At 32.8% G+C, this 20,317-nt stretch carries 16 protein-coding genes; 9 read left to right on the top strand and 7 right to left on the bottom strand.

Annotated features, from left to right (window positions below; genetic code table 11):
• Positions 1-125: 125 nt before the first annotated feature.
• From HM986_RS08540 to HM986_RS08560, 5 genes are all read right to left on the bottom strand, one after another.
• Positions 126-1,586: an AMP-binding protein gene (locus HM986_RS08540; RefSeq protein ID WP_179334662.1), complete on the bottom strand. Its 1,461-nt coding sequence runs from the start codon at positions 1,584-1,586 to the stop codon at positions 126-128.
• 11 nt (positions 1,587-1,597) lie between these two features.
• Entirely contained in the window at positions 1,598-2,578 is a 981-nt protein-coding gene (nadE, locus tag HM986_RS08545) for an NAD(+) synthase (RefSeq protein WP_179334663.1), read from the bottom strand.
• Positions 2,579-2,589: 11 nt separating this feature from the next.
• The gene (gene asnB / locus HM986_RS08550; protein ID WP_179334664.1) at positions 2,590-4,578 is read right to left on the bottom strand and encodes an asparagine synthase (glutamine-hydrolyzing); all 1,989 of its coding nucleotides are present in this window, start codon (positions 4,576-4,578) and stop codon (positions 2,590-2,592) included.
• A gap of 24 nt (positions 4,579-4,602) precedes the next feature.
• Complete coding sequence (locus HM986_RS08555; RefSeq protein ID WP_179334665.1) at positions 4,603-4,851, bottom strand: acyl carrier protein; 249 nt, start codon at positions 4,849-4,851, stop codon at positions 4,603-4,605.
• Positions 4,852-5,043: 192 nt separating this feature from the next.
• Entirely contained in the window at positions 5,044-5,646 is a 603-nt protein-coding gene (locus HM986_RS08560) for an acyltransferase (RefSeq protein WP_179334666.1), read from the bottom strand.
• Between the two features lie 275 nt (positions 5,647-5,921).
• Between HM986_RS08560 and HM986_RS08565 the strand changes: the two genes are divergently transcribed.
• From HM986_RS08565 to HM986_RS08580, 4 genes are read left to right on the top strand one after another with little or no spacing between them, the layout of a single operon-like run.
• Complete coding sequence (locus HM986_RS08565; protein ID WP_179334667.1) at positions 5,922-7,895, top strand: M1 family metallopeptidase; 1,974 nt, start codon at positions 5,922-5,924, stop codon at positions 7,893-7,895.
• A gap of 6 nt (positions 7,896-7,901) precedes the next feature.
• Complete coding sequence (locus tag HM986_RS08570) at positions 7,902-8,807, top strand: patatin-like phospholipase family protein (protein WP_179334668.1); 906 nt, start codon at positions 7,902-7,904, stop codon at positions 8,805-8,807.
• Between the two features lie 28 nt (positions 8,808-8,835).
• Complete coding sequence (locus tag HM986_RS08575; RefSeq protein WP_179334669.1) at positions 8,836-9,726, top strand: patatin-like phospholipase family protein; 891 nt, start codon at positions 8,836-8,838, stop codon at positions 9,724-9,726.
• A gap of 42 nt (positions 9,727-9,768) precedes the next feature.
• Complete coding sequence (locus tag HM986_RS08580; protein WP_179334670.1) at positions 9,769-10,911, top strand: lycopene cyclase family protein; 1,143 nt, start codon at positions 9,769-9,771, stop codon at positions 10,909-10,911.
• Between the two features lie 38 nt (positions 10,912-10,949).
• Here the strand turns inward: HM986_RS08580 and HM986_RS08585 are convergent, their stop codons facing one another.
• Complete coding sequence (locus tag HM986_RS08585) at positions 10,950-11,183, bottom strand: hypothetical protein (RefSeq protein ID WP_179334671.1); 234 nt, start codon at positions 11,181-11,183, stop codon at positions 10,950-10,952.
• A gap of 38 nt (positions 11,184-11,221) precedes the next feature.
• Entirely contained in the window at positions 11,222-11,680 is a 459-nt protein-coding gene (locus HM986_RS08590; RefSeq protein ID WP_179334672.1) for an SRPBCC family protein, read from the bottom strand.
• Positions 11,681-11,930: 250 nt separating this feature from the next.
• Between HM986_RS08590 and HM986_RS08595 the strand changes: the two genes are divergently transcribed.
• The 5 genes from HM986_RS08595 (at position 11,931) to HM986_RS08615 (ending at position 20,198) form a co-directional block, all read left to right on the top strand.
• Positions 11,931-13,874: a peptidylprolyl isomerase gene (locus HM986_RS08595; RefSeq protein ID WP_179334673.1), complete on the top strand. Its 1,944-nt coding sequence runs from the start codon at positions 11,931-11,933 to the stop codon at positions 13,872-13,874.
• Positions 13,875-13,961: 87 nt separating this feature from the next.
• Positions 13,962-14,738 (top strand): peptidyl-prolyl cis-trans isomerase, encoded by a 777-nt coding sequence (locus tag HM986_RS08600; RefSeq protein ID WP_246288483.1) that lies wholly within the window; start codon positions 13,962-13,964, stop codon positions 14,736-14,738.
• Complete coding sequence (locus tag HM986_RS08605) at positions 14,701-16,140, top strand: peptidylprolyl isomerase (protein ID WP_246288484.1); 1,440 nt, start codon at positions 14,701-14,703, stop codon at positions 16,138-16,140. The genes HM986_RS08600 and HM986_RS08605 overlap by 38 nt, the downstream gene beginning before the upstream one ends.
• A gap of 6 nt (positions 16,141-16,146) precedes the next feature.
• Positions 16,147-17,100 carry an AAA family ATPase gene (locus HM986_RS08610; RefSeq protein ID WP_179334675.1) on the top strand — a complete coding sequence of 318 codons (954 nt, stop codon included), beginning with the start codon at positions 16,147-16,149 and terminating at the stop codon, positions 17,098-17,100.
• Between the two features lie 320 nt (positions 17,101-17,420).
• Positions 17,421-20,198 (top strand): bifunctional aconitate hydratase 2/2-methylisocitrate dehydratase, encoded by a 2,778-nt coding sequence (locus HM986_RS08615; protein WP_179334676.1) that lies wholly within the window; start codon positions 17,421-17,423, stop codon positions 20,196-20,198.
• The last annotated feature ends 119 nt before the right edge of the window (positions 20,199-20,317 follow it).

Consider the following 20,317-nt stretch of genomic DNA (forward strand, 5'->3'; position numbering starts at 1 on the left):
AACTTTATTTTGATCGGTAAATTTTAGGTTTGTCATTCCTGCGAAGGCAGGAATCTATTTTGCACCTTGTAATACGCATTAGGGTGGAGTTTTCATTTTAGAAAATCTCTCTGACTAACTTAGTGTTATTTAATGCTTTTCTTTCCTGTGGCGCTCAATGGTATCGTTTTTTCAAAAACAATCCGTTGCGGGATTTTATAAGAGGATAAATGTTTAGAGCATTCTTTAAGAATTTTTTCTTTTATGTCGTCTTCGTCAATTACATGGGTAAGAACGATGGTGGCTTGTATAGCCTCACCTAAAAGGTCGTCATCAAAACCAGTAATTATGCAGTCTTCGACTTCTAGGATTGCCAGTATAACGTCTTCAATTTCTTTCGGACTGACGCGTTTACCACTAACTTTTATGATTTCTTTTTTTCTTGCCACTAAATAGATGAATCCATCCTTGTCTATTTTGGCTAAATCACCTGTGTGGAGCCATCCATCATTAATGGTGAGATCAGTGCCTTCTTTGTCTTTAAAATAACCTAGCATGATGTTTTCTCCACGTGCTAGCAGCTCTCCTTCTTCATCTATTGTTGCGGTTTCGCCTTTGTCGTTAACTACTTTTAATTCGACATTAGGAATGGCTTTTCCGATGGAGCTTGTTTTAGTATGGATAAATTCAGGTGGTAAATAAGATAATCGTGCTGTAGCTTCGGTTTGGCCATACATCACATAGAATTCTTTGTTCGGGAATGCTTCTGTGAACTCGTCAATAAAAACAGTATGCAATTTTCCTCCTGCTTGTGTAACGTATCTTAAATTAGGAAATGCTTCGGTTTTAAACGTTTGTGATTTTTTTAATAAGATTTGAAAATGACTTGGAACACCAGCAAATCCGGTACAGTTGTAATTCTTTAAATCATTGATAACTGAACCAAGAAAAATAAAACTATTATTGAGAACTAAGGATCCACCAACTTTAAGATGTGTATGTAATAACGATAAACCATAGCAATAAAAGAAAGGTAAAACCACGCACATAACGTCTTCTGAAGTCAAGTTTAAATACGTAATAATAGCATCTGTATTGGCTATAATATTTTGATGGCTAATCATAACGCCTTTAGGTTTTCCTGTGGAACCTGATGTGAAAATGATTTCAGCAACATGATTCTTGTCAAAACCTGTGTCAAACTTAATAATATCTTGATGTTCTATGATATTTAACCGTTCGTCTTCATCTATTAAATGAATATTTGGGGCGAATTTTAATTTACGCTTTAAAGGCTTAGAGATAAAAACCGTTGCACTTTCTGTAGTGTTGAGAATGTAATCTAAATTCTCTTGTTCTATCGTGAAATTAAGAGGTACACAAATATTTCCGGATTTTAGAATTCCTAAGTAAGCCGTTATAAAGAATGCTGAATTTGGGCTAATTAAAGTAATGTGTTGATTTTTGCCAACAGTTTCTTTTAAATGCGACGCTATTTTTAAGCTTTCACTATAAATTTTTTCGAATGAAACAGTTTCTTTCGAACCTAATAGGAAATCCTTTTCAAGATGTTTAGAGGTATCAAAAAGATGGTCAAAAACGTTCATGGATAAAAGCTTTAAAATATTGGTCGCATTCTTAAATATTCGGTAGTCTTTTTTTTGCGTTCAAAATTTTTATAGATGTTTTCAATATCTTGAGAGGTTCTGTCCATAACTTTAGCCACTTCATCTGCTGGATAGTCATTTTCCCAACCATACCAGATGAGATCCATTTGCTCAAAAGGCATTTGGTAAAAGAAATCTTCTTGGGTTTGTTCTGCAGTATAGGTGTCTGTTGTTGGTGTTCGGTCAATAATTTCTTGAGGAACGCCTAAGTGGCTTGCTAATTGGTAAACTTGTGTTTTGTATAAATGACCAATAGGCATCACGTCTGCACCTCCATCACCATGTTTTACGAAAAAGCCTTGCTCAACTTCATGTTTGTTTGGTGTCCCAATAACAGCATAGTGTAAACGTTCCGCGTGATAGTAAAGCATGCTCATTCTGCTACGTTGTTTAAAATTGGTAGAAGCCACAATTTGAAGATATTCTTTAACAGGTAATAGCTTGCTTATTACGTCTCCATTTGGTTTTATGACCGTAACTGAAAAAGCAGGAGGTAGGTTGGATGCTGCATCTTGCTTAATTTCAATTTTAGCTTTATCTACTAATGGATCAAAATTAGTTATCACTCTTCCTATAGCGTCGTCTCTTCTTTGGTAGCATCCAAAACCATCTAAAGCTTTGGTAATGTCTTCAACTATGGTATCTGTGACATCGAACTTGGCGGCTAATTTTTCAGCTAACATACGGCTATCACCACTAGAATCTTGTTCTGGAAGCATGATTGCAGTCACCTTATTTGGTCCAAAAGCTTTGGCCGATAATGCCATGCAAACTGAAGAGTCAATGCCTCCACTGATGCCAATAACCGCACCTCTTCGCTGTAATTTTTTTGCGACATCAGTTTTTAATTTTGAAATGATCTCATTACAAACTGTTTCGATGTTTTCAATATGTAAAATATCTTTTGAAAAAGGTTTACGTGTTGTAGTCATAATTAATTCGTTTAGATGACAGGTTGGTCTAGTATTGTTTTATTCAATATTACAAGATCACCTTCTTGTAGTTTTGGTATGTTTTTGTTGATGAATAAATCATATAATATTTGAGTGGATAATACGGCAGTGATAGCCATATTATCAATTTCTGATACTTGTTTGTTTAGTGTCATCTTCTTTTTAAGCTGGCTGACATATGCGGCATTGAAAACACCAAATTCTGTGATTTTTTCTTCCGAGAGCATCGAATCTAAATAAGGAGGCATGTCTTCTGAGAAAAAAGCGCTTTGAATAGGTGCTCGATAGGCTTGCTTCGATCGATTTAAAATAGATTCTGGTAATCTGTCTTTCATTAGTTTCTTTAACAGATACTTTTCGTTTAAGCCATTTAATTTTAAATCTGGATTTAATTGCATGCAAAATTCGATAATCCTATGGTCTAAAAATGGGTAGCGACCTTCAACTGAATTTGCCATGGCCATTCTGTCTCCCTGAGAAGACAATAAGTATTTAGACATGAAGAAATGTAATTCAATCCATTGTGCTTTAGTTAGGTAGTCGAGGTCTTTAAATTTTGTTTCTAACTGCTTTTCAATTTCAGCAATTGGATTGTAATTATGAACAGCTTCTTTATAATCTTTAGAAAAATAATTATTGATTCGAGATGTATTATGCCAACGCAGTAAATGTGAATAAATTGGTGATGTTGTTTCACTCAATTTATAGCCAAAAAACATTTTTAATACGGTGTTGTTTGCTTTGCTTATTTGTGGAATGTAAGGGTATAATTTTTTAAGTAATAATGGACGAAATTTTGATTTCGGATCTTTAGCCCAAAAATGTTTAATCTTAGTTTCTTTAAATATGTTGTAACCTCCAAAGAGTTCATCGGCACCTTCGCCTGTTATAACCACTTTAATATCCTGGTCTCGGACACTTTTTGCTAACAAACTCATAGGTGTAGGAGCAGTGCGTAATAAAGGAGCTTCAGAATGCCAAACGACATCTTTAAAGTTTTCTGAGATATCGTTTGGGTTACAGGTAATACGCGAGTGATTTGTGTGAAAGTAGTCTTGCGCTATATTTTGAAAAGATGATTCGTCAAAATCCTTTTCTGTAAAACCAATTGAGAAGGTTCTCAGATTATCTGGTAAAATCTTTTTGATAAAAGAAGTGGTAATACTAGAATCTAGTCCTCCGCTTAAATACGCGGCTACTTTTACATCTGCTCTAAGTCTTAGTTTTACAGCATCGGTAAAAATAGATTCAAATTCTTCAGAAGCTTCTTTTAATGTATTGTATTTATAATCGTTCGGTTTCGTTATTGGTAATTCCCAATAGGTTTTTGCAGTTTTAGCATTCGCGTTAATTATCATATAACTTCCAGGTGGTAATTCAAATACATCTTCAAAAGCTGTATTAGAAGAAAGTGTTGTCCAAAATGTGAAATATTCAGACAATGCTTTTGCCGAAATTTTTGGCCGAAATTCTGGAAATTCTAAAAACGATTTAATTTCAGAAGCAAAAACAAACGCGTCGTTAATTGTGGTGTAAAACAAAGGTCTAATACCAACACGATCTCGAGCTAAAAATAATTCTTGTTTAGTCTTGTCCCAAATAGCAATAGCAAACTGACCATTTAATTTACTTAGAAATTCAGGTCCATATTCTTCATATAAATAAATAATAACTTCGGTATCACTTTGGGTTTTAAATGTGTGATTTTTTGCTATTAGTTCTTCTCTAAGTTCAATATGGTTAAATATTTCACCATTAAACACAATCCATAATGAATCGTTAGAGTTGGATAATGGCATGGTGCCTGTGGCTAAATCCACAATACTGAGACGCACACTGCCAAGACTAGCAGCTTCAGATATATATATACCACTTTCATCTGGGCCTCTATGCTTTATTCTTGTAAGCATTTGCTGAAGCCTGTGCGTTTTATCTTCGGTGGATAAATTAATATTAAAAAAGCCAGCGATTCCGCACATAGTTAGATACTATAAAATTCTAATTTACATTTTACTCTCAATAAAGGCAATAATATTATTAATAGATTGAAAGTTTTCTACAACGAGTTCTTCATCACTAGTTGTTAAGTTAAATTCTTCTTGTAGAAATTCAATTAAAAATAATAAACCCATAGAGTCCAAGATGCCTTCCTCAAAAATAAGAGTATCATCTTTTAACTTTTCGATATCATCAAAAGTAGATTCGATAATGTAATTTTTTACTTTAGTTTTTATGATCGTTTCTGTCTGCATTATTAGGTGATTGTTATCTTTAATTAACTGAGATGAGTTGCGAAAAATATTGAAATTAAATCATTTTGATAGGTCTAAGCACAAACTTATTAATTTTCTTATCAAAAAATATCTAAAAACATTGATGAGTTATCCTAAATTATTGTTGATAAATTAGTTATCTATATGAACTAAAGGATTTTTAAATAAAAATTAGGCGTTGCTTTGCTTTAATTCATTGAAAAATTCTTGCTTTTTAACTAACAAATTTTTAGATCTTTTAGTGAGTTTTCTTAACGGATTTCCTGCATATAACATCCATGAATTTAAATTGGATCCGATTAGAGATAGAGCACCAACGGAAGCTCCTTCTCCTATGAGAACATTGGGAAGTATAGTGCATCCTGCTCCGATAATGGCATGCTCACCAATTGAAACTCTTCCTTTTTTCATAGTTTTATATGAATCTGGAACAGTTGGGTTCGTTAATGAATTACCTGAGTAGTCATCCGTTTTACTGTATATTTTTACACCTTGAGATAAGCCACAAAAATCGTTGAGCTCAATGCCGTCTGATGCCAATAAGTGACAATATGAAGCAATGTGTACATAAGAGCCTATGTTTAGATAGCCATCTCCAGGTACTATAAGAGAGCAAAATGAATCTATAATTACATTGTTGCCAATAGAGATATTTTGAATGCCAAAAATTAAACAATTTTTAGCAATTTTAACATTGGTTCCAAGAGATTTAAAGCCAAGTGGTTTTAGGTCATTGTTATCGTAATAACCAATTTCAAAGAGATTTGGGGTCATTAAGTATGTTTTGTTTAAAAAGCTGAATAATAAATATATAAAAGAAATTAACTAGGATAAAGGTACATATAAAATTAAATAAAAATATGATATTTATCAGTCTGTATATGGTAGGTGAGAAGTTCGAACTTGTATGACGATAAAAATGGGAATTATCCATTGAATTTATAAAAGGAATATCATTGAGTTCTTACAATATCTTTATTAAAATTGAGTTTTTGTGATATCAGCGCTGAATTCCGTACTTTGGTCTTATTCTTGTCTAGTTCTATCTTATGAAGAAAATTTTTATTGTTTTTTGTGTTTTTATTATGAATTTGTCTTTTTCTCAACAGACTAAATATGTTGATTTTAAACGAGCAGACGGAATGCTTAGTATTGTTTTAGATTCTTCTATGGTAAAAGGAACGGTTTGGTACAATCTCGATATGATTAAATCAACAGATTCTATATTTTTAGATGCCGTAAATATGACATTTGAAAATGTAGAGATAAGAGTAGGCGATTCTAATACTCAGAAACTAGACTATTTTAACACACAAAATAAGATTTATTTTAAATATCCGTTTCAAAAAAATCAGACGTATACGATCCATCTTGATTATTCGGTAAAGCCTAAGCAGGCAATGTACTTTTTGAAAAGAGAAAATAAACCTCAAGTATGGACTCAAGGCCAAGGAAAGTATACAAGCCATTGGTTTCCCAGTTTAGATGATACTAATGATAAAATCATCTTCAATTTAAGTACGACTAAAGAATCTGGATATACTTTTATAGCAAATGGTTTAAATACAATAAATAGCGCATTAGATCATAATTTAGAAAAGGTTTCATATCAAATGAAAAAACCGATGTCTAGCTATTTATTAGCTTTAGTTTATGGCAAATACAACAAAAAAACAGAAACCTCAAAAAGTGGAGTTCCACTAGAGTTTTACTATTATCCTGAAGATTCCTTAAAAGTTGAACCTACGTATCGGTATTCTAAACGAATGTTCGATTTTCTAGAAGACGACATTGGTTTTGCATATCCGTGGCAGAACTACAAGCAGGTACCAGTGCATGATTTTCTATATGCAGGTATGGAAAATACGAGCCTTACTATTTTCTCAGATGCATTTATGGTAGATAATATTGGGTTTAATGATAAAAACTACGTTAGTGTTAATGCACACGAATTGGCCCATCAATGGTTCGGTAATTTGGTTACTGCGAAATCTGGAGAACATCATTGGTTGCAAGAGGGCTTTGCAACCTATTATTCACTTTTAGCGGAACGTGATATTTTTGGAGATAACTATTTCTACCATAAATTACTCGAGTCAGTCTTGGATCTAAGTCAACAAGATCTTTCTGGGAATGGAACGTCGCTTCTAGATCCTAAATCTAGTAGTTTAACGTTTTACCAACGTGGTGCTTGGGTCTTACATGTGTTAAAAGATAAGGTCGGTGATGTCGTTTTTAAGCAAGCGGTAAAAAATTACTTAAAAAAGTATCAATATTCTAATGTGGAGACTTCTGATTTTATTAATGAAGTAGAAAATATTTATGGTAAGTCCTTATCTGGTTTTGTTAACTATTGGATTAAAAATAAAGCATTTCCTTATGATGAAGCTTATACAATTTTGAAAAGACAATCTACTTTTATAAATGAATATGAGATGGTAGACTGCGAGGTAAATTCTTCTAAATGTGCCGAGTATTTAAAGTATTATGTTTCAGATGAAGCAAAAGCTAAGGTTATTTCACAAATGCCAGAATTGGTAACAACGGAGGTTTTTAATAATAGTTTAAAGGTGCGACAAGCCATTTCAGAGCATGTGACTAAGATTCCTGAAAATTTAAAATCAGATTATGAGTCTTTACTTGATGATAAATCATACACTACAATAGAGAATGCTTTGTATAACCTTTGGGTTAATTTTCCATTAGAACGGTCAAAATACCTTTCTAAAACTCGAAAAACAATTGGCTTCACTGATAAGAACGTTAGGATGTTGTGGATTGTATTAAATTTAAATACGCCGTATTATGATGCGGATAACAAGCAAGTATTATTTGATGAGTTAAAGGAGTATACATCTGAAAAATATAATACAGATGTCAGAATTAAGGCCTTCAATTATCTAGATTTAATGAAATCTTGTACGGAAGAATGTCAATCTAATTTAGAAAAAGCAAAATCACATCACAACTGGCGAATGGTTAAATTTGCAAAACAACTGTCTGAGAAACTACAACAAAAATAAAGATTAATGCGAGCACTAGTGATATCTGGAGGTGGAAGTAAAGGTGCATTTGCAGGTGGTGTGGCGCAGTATTTAATTGAGAATAAAAAACACAAATACGATTTGTTTATTGGGACGTCAACAGGAAGTCTTTTAGTGTCTCATTTAGGATTAAGCCGCGTCGATAAAATAAAACAAGTTTACACTAATGTAAATAATGAGGCAATATTTGATAGTTGTCCTTTTATCGTTAAAAAGAAAAATGGTATTGAAACTATAGGGATTAATCATCTTACAGTGCTTCTGAATTTATTAAAAGGTCATAAGACATTCGGAACAAGTCTTAACTTAAAACAACTCATTAGAAGAACATTAACAAAGTCAGAGTTTATTACGCTTAAAGCGAGTCATATCGATGTTGTAGTTACAGTTTCTAATTTATCACTTAATCAAGTTGAATATAAATCTATCATAGATTTTAATTACGATGAGTTTTGCGAATGGATTTGGATATCTTGTAATTACACACCATTTATGTCTCTGGCTAAAAAATATGGCTGCGAATATGCAGATGGTGGTTTAGGTTCTATGGTCCCTATTGAAGAAGCTATTAAGCGAGGGGCAACAATAATTGATGCGATTGTTTTACAAACGGAAATAAGTCAACTAAATAGGATGCCGTCGATTAATGCGTTTTCTTTACTGACTAATATGTTTGCGTTTATGTTAGATCGGATAGAGAGTCAAAATATTAAAATCGGTAAATTTGTAGCATCAAACCAAAATGCGATCATTAATTTTTATTATACTCCAACAGTTTTAACAACCAACTCATTGGTTTTTGATAAAGTTAAAATGACGAAATGGTGGGAGAGTGGCCTCAATTATGCTAAATATAAAAATGAGGAAGTTAGTCCTATAGAAACAGAATAAATTCAACAATAATTAACATATATATTAAATGCGAGCTTTAGTAATATCTGGTGGAGGAAGTAAAGGAGCCTTTGCGGGAGGTGTGGCGCAATACTTAATGGAGCGCGAAAAACACAACTACGATTTGTTTTTAGGTACATCCACAGGAAGTCTTTTAATACCGCATTTAGCAGTTAATGAGATTGGTAAATTGTACGATATTTTTACAAACGTACAGCAGCATGATATTTTTAGCATTAGCCCTTTTGTACAGCACAAAAAAGGGGATAGAGAATATGTATCTATTGATTTTATAAATTCGTTGTGGCAATTTATAAGACGTAAACGAACGTTTGGAGAAAGCAAGGCGCTAAGACGTCATATAAGGAAAAACGTGACTTATGAAGAATATTTAAAAATTAGAAAAGAAAAGCACGATGTGGTGGTGACAGTTTCCAATTTGTCTATGAATCGGGTGGAGTATAAATCTATACAAGAATGTTCGTACGAAGAATTTTGTAATTGGATTTGGATTTCATGTAATTACATTCCATTTATGTCTTTAGCAAAAGTAGATGGTTACGAGTATGCAGATGGTGGATTAGGATCGGTAATACCCATAAGAGAAGCTATACAGCGTGGCGCAACAGAAGTAGATGCCATTGTTTTAGAAGCTGAAACTTTAGGAAAACAAAAGGTTCTGGGTAAAAATCCGTTTTCATTAATGATTAGTTTGTTTGGTCATTTATTAAATCAGGTAGAGCGAAATGATATCATTATAGGAAAATTAGCTGCACGAAATAAAAATGTAAAACTCAATTTGTATTATACACCTACTAGCCTTACCGAAAATTCCCTGATATTTAGTAAGCGATTAATGGAGAAATGGTGGCGAGAAGGCTACGAATATGCAGAAAGACGTCATGAAACGAAAAAATAGCATTCTTTAGGTGAAATATTAAATTGCAATAAGAGTTATCAAATGGGATTAAAATACGATTATATTATTTTAGGAGCAGGTGCTTCCGGATTAATGCTAGCCTGTCGTATGGCTCAAGATGCTTATTTTAATAGTAAATCTATTTTAATTCTAGACCAAACTAAAGATAAAGGCAACGACAGAACTTGGTGTTTTTGGGAAGAAGGGGTTGGAGAATGGGATGAGCTCTTAGTAAGAAGTTGGAAAAATGTTTACTTTGGAAGTGACGGGTTTTCTAAAGTTATTTCAATTGCTCCGTATACCTATAAAATGATTAGGAGCGAGGCGTTTTACAAATCACTTTGGGGAACTATAAATTCTAAATCTAATTTTAAATTTATTGAAGATACTGTTGATAATTTTACAGAATTAGAAAACGGAGTTCAAGTAATTAGTAAAAATGGGACGCATTTCGGTTCTAAGATCTTTAATAGTTTACCAAATCCTGAGGCATACAAATCACAAAATAAATATCCTTTAATACATCAGCACTTTGTAGGTTGGTTTGTAAGAACAAAAGCCGATTTAATTGATGATTCTGTAGCTACTATTATGGATTTCACAGTCCCTCAAAATGGAAACACAAGGTTTATGTATGTGTTACCTTTAGATAAAAAAACAGCATTGTTTGAATATACGTTGTTTTCAAAAGATCTATTAAGCTTTTCAGAGTATGAAGACGCTATAAAAGACTACTTACATAAGAGAAATATTCTAGATTACGAAATTATAGAAAAGGAAAGGGGCAATATTCCCATGACATCTTTTAAGTTTAATGAATTGAATTCTCAGCACGTATTAAATATTGGAACTTCAGGCGGATGGACAAAAGCAAGCTCTGGATATACTTTTACAAACTCTGCCAAGAAAACTAAGGAAATTGTGTCTTTTTTAAAGAATAATCAGGATTTATCTCAGTTTTCTAAGCAAGATAAATATAGCTTTTATGATCTTATATTGTTAGACGTATTAGCGCATCATAATAAGGAAGGGGCAGCCTTATTTTCGTCTATGTTCAAAAAAACAAACATTAAAACGATTTTTAAATTCTTAGATGAGGAATCTAACTTGTTAGAAGATGTGAAAATTATTTTATCAGTACCGCCAACACGATTTATTCAAGCCTTTTTTAAACGGCTATTCTAGGGTCTTTACTTTATCAAATTATACACTTGTCAGATAAACTAAGCATAGACTTGCCCTCTATGAGGCTTTAGAGTGTCGCGTATCGGTTTCATTTCAGACTCATCAACCACTAAATAGGCTATGCTGTGCATATCGCTAAGCGTCTCAACACCTGTAATGGTAATATCTAATTTGTTTATTTCAATATATTCTTTTAGGTGTATAACATGGTGTTCAGCTATTTTTTGACCGGCCGGACCTTTAAAATCCCATATTAATTTTAATTTTCGCATTGGATAGTTTTTATTGAATTGTTTTAAAATGAGCGGTATTAATTTGGTTTATAAACGGAGACCCCTTTTTCGACAAATTTTTTAAAATTAGTCATATAACTTTCTGTCTGTTTTTTAAAAGCGCTAGGCATTAAAAACAACATCAAACTTATCTTAAAATTAGTAGGTTGGCAATCTGTTATTGCAATCCATTTTGTAGTGTTATCTGATGTCGGTTCAAAATAGTTTTCCTGAATGTTACGTACTCCTTGCGTGGTATAGGTAACATGTAATTCCTTTGGAAATGCCTGCTTTATAATGGTTTCTATGATTTCCATTTTACGCTTCCCAAAACTAAAATTTAATTTCATTTTAGCACCAAGTTCATTAGGGATTCCAGAAATATGTTCAGTACTAACTAGACCTTCTTGCCAATGTTTTAAATTATCGACAGAATTGATTTTTTTGATAACGTCTGAAATAGGTTTCTCAATTAATATTTCAGTGGTATACTGCATGTGCTTCAAGTTTCGTTAAAAGTATAAAAAGGAATAATAAAAGCGCCATCTAATCGATATTGAACACTTTTAATTGTTAAAATCATTGTAAAATATTACGACTTGTACTTTTGATGTAATTTTTACGACGTAACTAGCACTAACGATTTAAAGAATGCTATTCAATCTACTTGCTAAATACGCTATTTATGTTACTTTTGCTCAGTTTTAAAAGTGAGTTATTTATATCAATACAAATCAAGTTTAAATTATGAAGCTTAATATTAAATGTTTGTTTTTAGTGTTTTTTGCACTTAGTTTTTCTTTTGCTCAAGATAATGATCAAGTACTTTTAGAAGTGGATGGAGAGCCAGTTATGGCTTCAGAATTTTTAAGGGTCTATAACAAAAATTTAGATTTAGTTCAAGATGAAAGTCAAAAGGACATTGATGGTTATTTAAAGCTATTTACGGAATACCAATTAAAACTGAAAGAAGCCAAACGCTTAAAATTAGATGAAGATAAAAATTACCAACGTGAGTTTTCTAGATATAAAAAGCAGTTAATTAAAAATTATATTTCTGAGAACAAAGTAACTGAAGCCTTGGTAAAAGAAGCTTATGATCGCAGTAATATGGATATTAACGCGTCACATATTTTAGTGCGTTTAGAGGCGACTTCTAAAGATACTTTAAATGCTTACAATGAAGTTTTGGCTCTAAGAGATCGTGTTTTAAATGAAGGCTTTGATAACGTAAAAGCCGAAATGCATAACGGTAATACTATTTTTTTAGAAAGTTTAGGCTATTTCTCAGCGTTTAAAATGGTATATGAATTTGAAACAGCAGCATACAATACAAATGTTGGAGAAATCTCAATGCCATTTAGAACGCAATTTGGTTATCACGTGGTAAAAGTTGATGATAAAAGGATATCTAGAGGCACGGCAACTGTAGCTCATATTATGGTTAATATAAATGCATTAGACTCATTGGCAGATCCTGAAAAACGAATTAATGATATTTATAAAAAGCTCAACCAAGGTGAAAGTTTTGAGTCCTTAGCTAAACAATTTTCAGACGATAAAAGTTCTGCGAGACAAGGGGGGCAAATTGCGCCGTTTAAAAGTGGTCAGCTAAGTTCTACAGAATTTGAAGACGCTGCGTTTGCATTAAAAAATGATGGTGATGTTACCAAACCTTTTAAGACAGCCTACGGTTGGCACATTGTAAAACGAATTAGTTTAAAACCAATTGAATCGTTTGAAAACTTAAAAGAATCTTTTGAGTCTAAAGTAAAAAGAGACACTAGATCTAAAATAATTAACGAGGCGATGATTGCTAAGTTAAAAAAGCAATATGAAATCACTTATAACGATAAAGCCAAGACTTATTTTACGTCTATTCTTTCAGATGCGTTTTATAAGAATAATTGGATTTTACCTACCGATTTTAAAGCTAATGAACCTTTGTTTTCTATAAATAAGTCGACTTTTACGTACGAAGATTTTGGGAAACATTTACTAACTGCACAAAGAATTTACTCAGATAAAACGGTAGCTTTTAATACTGTAATTGAAAAGGAGTACGAGAGCTTTTTTGAAAAGTCAATCTTTCAATATAGAGAAGATAATTTAGAAGTCGAAAATCTAGAGTATGCAAATATTCTTAAAGAATATAGAGATGGATTGTTGTTGTTTGATTTAATGGAGAAAGAAATTTGGAATAAAGCTTCTAAAGACTCTATAGGCTTAGAAGCGTATTATGATAAAAACCAATCTCAATATCAATGGAATGATAGAGTAGCGGTTATAATAGCGTCGTCAGCAGATAAGTCTTATGCTAAGAAAGCTCTTAAAATGATGAAAAAGGGGAATGCTGACGCTGTAATTAGCGAAAAACTAAATACAAACGATAAGCAAAACGTTATCTTTACAAAAGGAACTTACACTCTAGACAATCCTATTCTGCCTTCAACTTTTAAAACTAAGAAAGGTGTTTCAGATATTTATGAACATCACGATGCATTTCATGTAATTAATGTAACAGATATTTTACCAGCAGGACAAAAAACATTAGAGGAAGCAAAAGGTAATGTGATTAATGATTACCAAACTGAAATTGAAACGAATTGGGTGAATGATTTATATAAGCGTTTCAAAGTCGTAGTTAATCAAAAAACGCTCAACGCCATTAAAGCCAAAATAGGAAACTAACGCACATTTTTTTTGAAAAATTTTTTATACATATGTTGTCTTTGTCTGTTTCTCGCTAGTTGTGACTTTTTTAAAGCGTCAGATGGTTTGGATCCCGTAGCACGAGTTAATGAAAACTATCTTTATAAAGAAGATATTAAAGATGTAGTACCCAAAGGCACTGCAAAAGAAGATAGTACCCTAATGGTTAATGCCTATATTGATCGTTGGGCAAGACGTTTACTTCTAATGGACGGTGCATTAGTCAATCTTTCGGAACATAAACAAAATGAGTTTTCTAAATTAGTAGAGCAGTATAAAAATGATTTATATACAAAAGCCTATTTAGAAGGGTTAGTGAAAAAAAATATAGATTCAATAGTCTCTCGCGAAACAGCACAACTTTTTTACGATGAAAACAAAGAATCCTTTAAGCTTAATGATAATTTAATACAGTTTAGATATATAAGCCTACCACTTAATCCTATTAATTTAGACACAATAAAAAAGCGTTTTCAACGCTTTAGTTATAAAGACAAGGTGTATTTAGATTCCATTTCTGTGCAGTTTAGATCGTATTCATTAAACGATTCACTTTGGTTGAAATTAAGTCGGGTTACTGAGAAGATTCCAATTTTAAATAATAGCAATAAAAATGAACTGTTAAAAAAAACTAATTTCTTACAGCTCAAAGATTCATTAAACCTATATTTGATGTTGGTTAACGACGTGCGACTTCAAAACGACTACGCACCTTTAGATTATGTGAATTCGTCAATCCAAAAAATTGTTATAAATAAGCGAAAACTAGAGCTCATCAAGCAACTCGAAAATGATATTACAAAAGATGCCATCAAACAAAATAAATTCCAAACTTATAATTAAAGCAGCCCTTTTGGTTGTTTTTATTTCTTTTAACTTCAGTAATGCTCAAGAGATTATTGACGACGAAAAGCCAATAGTTCAAAAAACGAAGGACACTTTAGTTAACAAAACTAGAATTAAAGCAGATGGTGTTGCCGCTGTTATAGGCGATTTTATTATTCTAGAATCTGATTTAGATAGAGAAATTGCACAATTACAAGCGCAAGGAGCAGATCTTAAAGATTTAACAAGATGCGAACTTTTTGGAAGCTTGCTAGAAAATAAGTTATACGCACATCAAGCTATTCAAGATAGTGTAATTGTTAATGAGTTGTTTATTAAGTCGCGTACAGAACAACAGATACAAGGGCTCTTAGCGCAGTCCAAAGGAGATATGGAAGGCTTATTAGAATTCTATAAAAAAGATTCAGAACAGGCCTTACGTGATGAGATGTACGAAATTAATAAAAACGGATATTTAGCTCAAGAAATGCAATCTAAAGTTATTGGTGATATCGAAGTAACACCCGAAGAAGTTCGTACGTTTTTTAACGATATACCAAAAGATGAGCGTCCTACATTTGGAACAGAGTTAAAGTTAGCTCAGATAGTAATTATACCAGAAGTAACGCAAGATGCCAAGCAAGCGGTAATTGATCAGTTAAATGATTTCAAAAAAGACATAGAGCAAAACGGCTCTAGTTTTATTACTAAAGCTATCTTTTATTCTGAAGATGGATCTAAAAGTGATGGTGGAAGGTTACCAACCATGAACAGAAAACAACCAAGAATGGTTAAGGAGTTTAGAGATGCTGTTTTTAATATGCAAGAAGGTGAGATTTCGGAACCTTTTGAAACTGATTTCGGGTTTCATATTGTGTTTTTAGAAAAGGTAAGAGGACAAGAATATGATGTTAGACATATTTTATTGCGTCCAAAATTATCGCAAGAAGCTATTCAAAAAGCAAATGATAAAATTAAAGAGGTTAGAAGTAAAATTATGGATGGTTCTATAACATTTACGGAGGCAGCAAGAGAGTTTAGTGATGAAAAGGAGACTAAATTTGAAGGTGGTCAACTAACAAACCCAACAACACAAGATTTTAATTTTGAATTAACTAGAATGGAACCCGAGTTGTATTCTCAAATTCAAAATTTAAAAGATGGAGAAATTAGCGAAGTGTTACAAGATGAAGATCGTATAAATACTATAAAATTCAAAATTTTAACGGTTACTGATCGTATTGATGATCACGAAGCTGATTTTGCAAAAGATTATCTAAAGATTAAAAATTTAGCCTTACAAGACAAACAAGTTAAAGCTGTTGAAAAATGGCAAAAAGAAACAATTATTGATACTTACGTTAAAATTAATGGCGAGTACAGAGATTGTGACTTTCAAAGTAATTGGTTAAAAAAATAGTATAATATGTCTGATGTTGCAATAATTGAAAATTTTGTCAAAAAGTATGCTGCACTAAAGCAAGAGGTTGCTAAAGTTATTATAGGTCAGGATGAAGTTGTAGATCAAATATTAATTTCTATTTTTTCTGGTGGTCACTCGCTTTTAATCGGGGTTCCTGGTTTGGCAAAAACCTTAATGGTAAATACGATTGCACAGGCTTTAGGTTTAAACTTTAAACGTATTCAATTCACACCAGATTTAATGCCTAGTGATATTCTTGGTAGTGAAATCTTAGATGAAAACAGACAATTTAAATTTATAAAAGGACCAATTTTTTCTAATATAGTTTTGGCAGATGAAATTAACAGAACGCCACCAAAAACACAAGCGGCTTTATTAGAAGCTATGCAAGAGCGTTCGGTTACAGTAGCTGGTCACCAGTATAAATTAAGTCTACCTTATTTTGTATTAGCTACACAAAACCCAATTGAACAAGAAGGAACATATCCTTTGCCAGAGGCTCAGTTAGACCGTTTTATGTTTGCTATCAATTTAGAATACCCGTCATTTCAAGAAGAAGTAGATGTTGTAAAAGCAACCACAACAGATGTTAAGGCAACAGTTAATTCATTATTCACTGCGCAAGAAATAATAGATTTTCAAAATGTAATTCGCCGTATTCCTGTAGCAGATAATGTTATAGAATATGCGGTTTCTTTAGTGGCTAAAACGAGGCCTAAAGCAGATTCTGCAGCAGATATTGTAAAAGAGTTTGTAGATTGGGGAGCAGGACCAAGAGCTTCACAGAATTTAATTTTGGCAGCGAAAACTCATGCAGCTACCAATGGTAAATTTTCTCCAGATATTGAAAACGTTCAAGCCGTAGCTATAGGCATTCTTAGACATAGAATTATTAAGAATTACAGGGCAGATGCCGAGGGCGTTAGTGACGAGAAAATTATTCAAAGCTTATTCTAATTTTAACCATACTTATTTAATCTACTTATAAGCTTCAACTTAATTTTTGAAGCATTACTTTGTACGTCTTAAATGGAAATAAATGCGGTTGGGATTACTCCATATCCATTGTTAATTCACTAATTATCATAGGTATTTAATGCTAAAAATATAATCATACTTTTATTTTATGTCATTATACTAAAATAGTATGATAATATTGTTTTTAGTATAGTGTACTTTTAAATCTTTATATTAATTTGCGAAACTTTTAAATTTCAATATAGACTGTAACTTTTTACATCGCTAAGATTAAAAAATAGTAACTAAAGATTCCTTCCATGAGTATTTATCAAGATTACCTTAAGCAGATAGAAGAACGAAAAGATCAAGGACTTCATCCGCAACCAATAGATGGTGCTGACTTATTAAGTAAAATAATTGAGCAGATTAAAGATGTAGATAATGAGTATAGAGATGATTCTCTGAACTTTTTTATCTATAACGTGTTACCAGGTACAACAAGTGCCGCTAGCGTGAAGGCTAAATTTTTGAAAGAAATTATTTTAGGTGAGACTCAAGTTGAAGAAATTAATCCGGCTTTTGCTTTAGAGCAATTGTCTCATATGAAAGGTGGACCTTCAGTTAAAGTATTATTGGATATCGCTTTAGGAGACGATATGGCTATAGCAGAAGACGCTGCTAAAGTGTTAAAAACGCAAGTATTCTTATACGAAGCAGATACGGAGCGTTTAGAAAATGCCTTTAAAGCAGGAAATACTATTGCAACTGATATTATTAAGAGCTACTCAAAGGCAGAATTCTTTACGAAGTTACCAGATGTTGAAGAAGAGATTGAAATAGTAACATATATCGCTGGTGTAGGTGATATTTCTACAGATTTATTATCTCCTGGTGCAGATGCACACTCAAGATCAGATAGAGAATTACATGGTCAATGTATGTTTGAGCATAATAAAGACATGCAAAATGAATTGTTGGCTTTAAAAGAGCAGCATCCAGATAAGCGTGTAATGTTAATTGCGGAAAAAGGAACCATGGGAGTTGGGTCTTCAAGAATGTCTGGTGTGAACAATGTTGCATTATGGACTGGTGTTCCTTTTAGTAAATATGTTCCATTTATTAATTTTGCTCCAGTAATTGCTGGTACAAATGGCATTGCACCGATTTTCTTAACAACAGTTAGTGTAACTGGAGGTATTGGTATCGATCTTAAAAATTGGGAAAAGCAAATAGATGCAGAAGGAAATACTATTGTAGATAAAGATGGTGAGCCTGTTCTAAAGCAAACCTATTCTGTTGATACAGGTACAGTATTGACAATAAATACAAAGACAAAGAAATTATACAAAGACGGTGAAGAATTAAAAGATATTTCTACTGCATTAACGCCACCAAAAATGGAGTTTATTAAAGCAGGTGGGTCTTACGCTGTTGTATTTGGTAAAAAATTACAAACATTAGCTTGTAAAATTTTAGAGATAGATATTCCTCAAGTGTATGCAACTTCAAAAGAAGTTTCTATTGAAGGACAAGGTTTAACAGCTGTTGAAAAAATATTCAATAAGAATGCTGTAGGAACTACACCAGGCAAAACCTTACATGCTGGTTCTAATGTTAGAGTAGAAGTAAATATAGTAGGGTCTCAAGATACCACAGGTTTAATGACATCTCAAGAATTAGAGATGATGGCAGCGACAGTTATTTCTCCAATTGTAGATGGCGCGTACCAATCGGGTTGCCATACAGCATCTGTTTGGGATGATAAGTCTAAAGCTAACATTCCAAGATTAATGAGCTTTATGAACGACTTTGGGTTAATTACTGGTCGTGATCCTAAAGGGAAATATTTCCCAATGACAGATGTTATTCATAAAGTGTTAAACGATATTACTGTTGGTGATTGGGATATTATTATTGGTGGAGACTCTCACACCCGTATGTCTAAAGGTGTTGCTTTTGGAGCAGATTCAGGAACAGTTGCCTTAGCATTAGCTACAGGAGAAGCGACGATGCCAATTCCAGAATCCGTAAAAGTGACGTTTAAAGGTCAAATGAAATCGTATATGGATTTCCGCGATGTTGTTCACGCGACACAATCTCAAATGCTGAAGCAATTTGGTGGGGAAAATGTTTTCCAAGGTCGTATTATTGAAGTGCATATTGGGACACTTACAGCAGATGAAGCCTTTACATTTACAGATTGGACAGCAGAGATGAAAGCTAAGGCATCTATATGTATTTCTGAGGATGATACCTTAATAGAATCTTTAGAGATTGCAAAAGGTCGTATCCAAATCATGATTGATAAAGGAATGGACAATACTAAACAAGTACTTAAAGGTCTTGTTGATAAAGCAAATACTAGAATCACAGAGCTTAAAACAGGTATTAAGCCATCTTTAAGACCAGATGCTAATGCTAAGTATCATGCAGAAGTTATTATTGATTTAGATGAAATTTCTGAACCAATGATTGCAGATCCAGATGTTAATAATGATGATGTTTCCAAGCGTTATACACACGATAATATTAGACCATTATCGTATTACGGTGGCACTAAAAAAGTAGACTTAGGATTCGTAGGATCTTGTATGGTGCATAAAGGTGATATGAAAATCTTAGCTCAAATGTTAAAGAATATTGAAGCACAGCAAGGTAAAGTTGAATTTAAAGCACCTTTAGTAGTAGCTCCTCCAACATATAATATCGTAGATGAGTTAAAAGCTGAAGGAGATTGGGAAGTCTTAGTGAGGTATTCAGGTTTCGAATTCGATGATAATGCACCAAAAGGTTTAGCACGAACTAAATACGAAAACATGCTTTACTTAGAGCGTCCAGGTTGCAACCTATGTATGGGTAACCAGGAAAAAGCAGAACCAGGAGATACTGTAATGGCGACATCAACACGTTTATTCCAAGGTAGAGTTGTAAAAGATTCTGGTGAGAAAAAAGGCGAGTCACTATTATCATCTACTCCTGTAGTTGTATTATCTACAATTTTAGGTAGAACCCCAACACTTGCTGAATATGAAGCTGCAGTAGACGGTATTGTCTTAACGAAGTTTAAACCTTCAACCAAGCAGTTAGTGCGATAATAAAATCTAATTTTATATAATTGAAAGCCTGAATCTTAGATTCAGGCTTTTCTATTTCTTAATAACACCTGTTTTAAGATAATAGGGGTCTCAATTTAGATATAGAAAATACTTATTCC

Source organism: Winogradskyella costae (assembly GCF_013403865.1).
Taxonomy (GTDB): Bacteria; Bacteroidota; Bacteroidia; order Flavobacteriales; family Flavobacteriaceae; genus Winogradskyella; species Winogradskyella costae.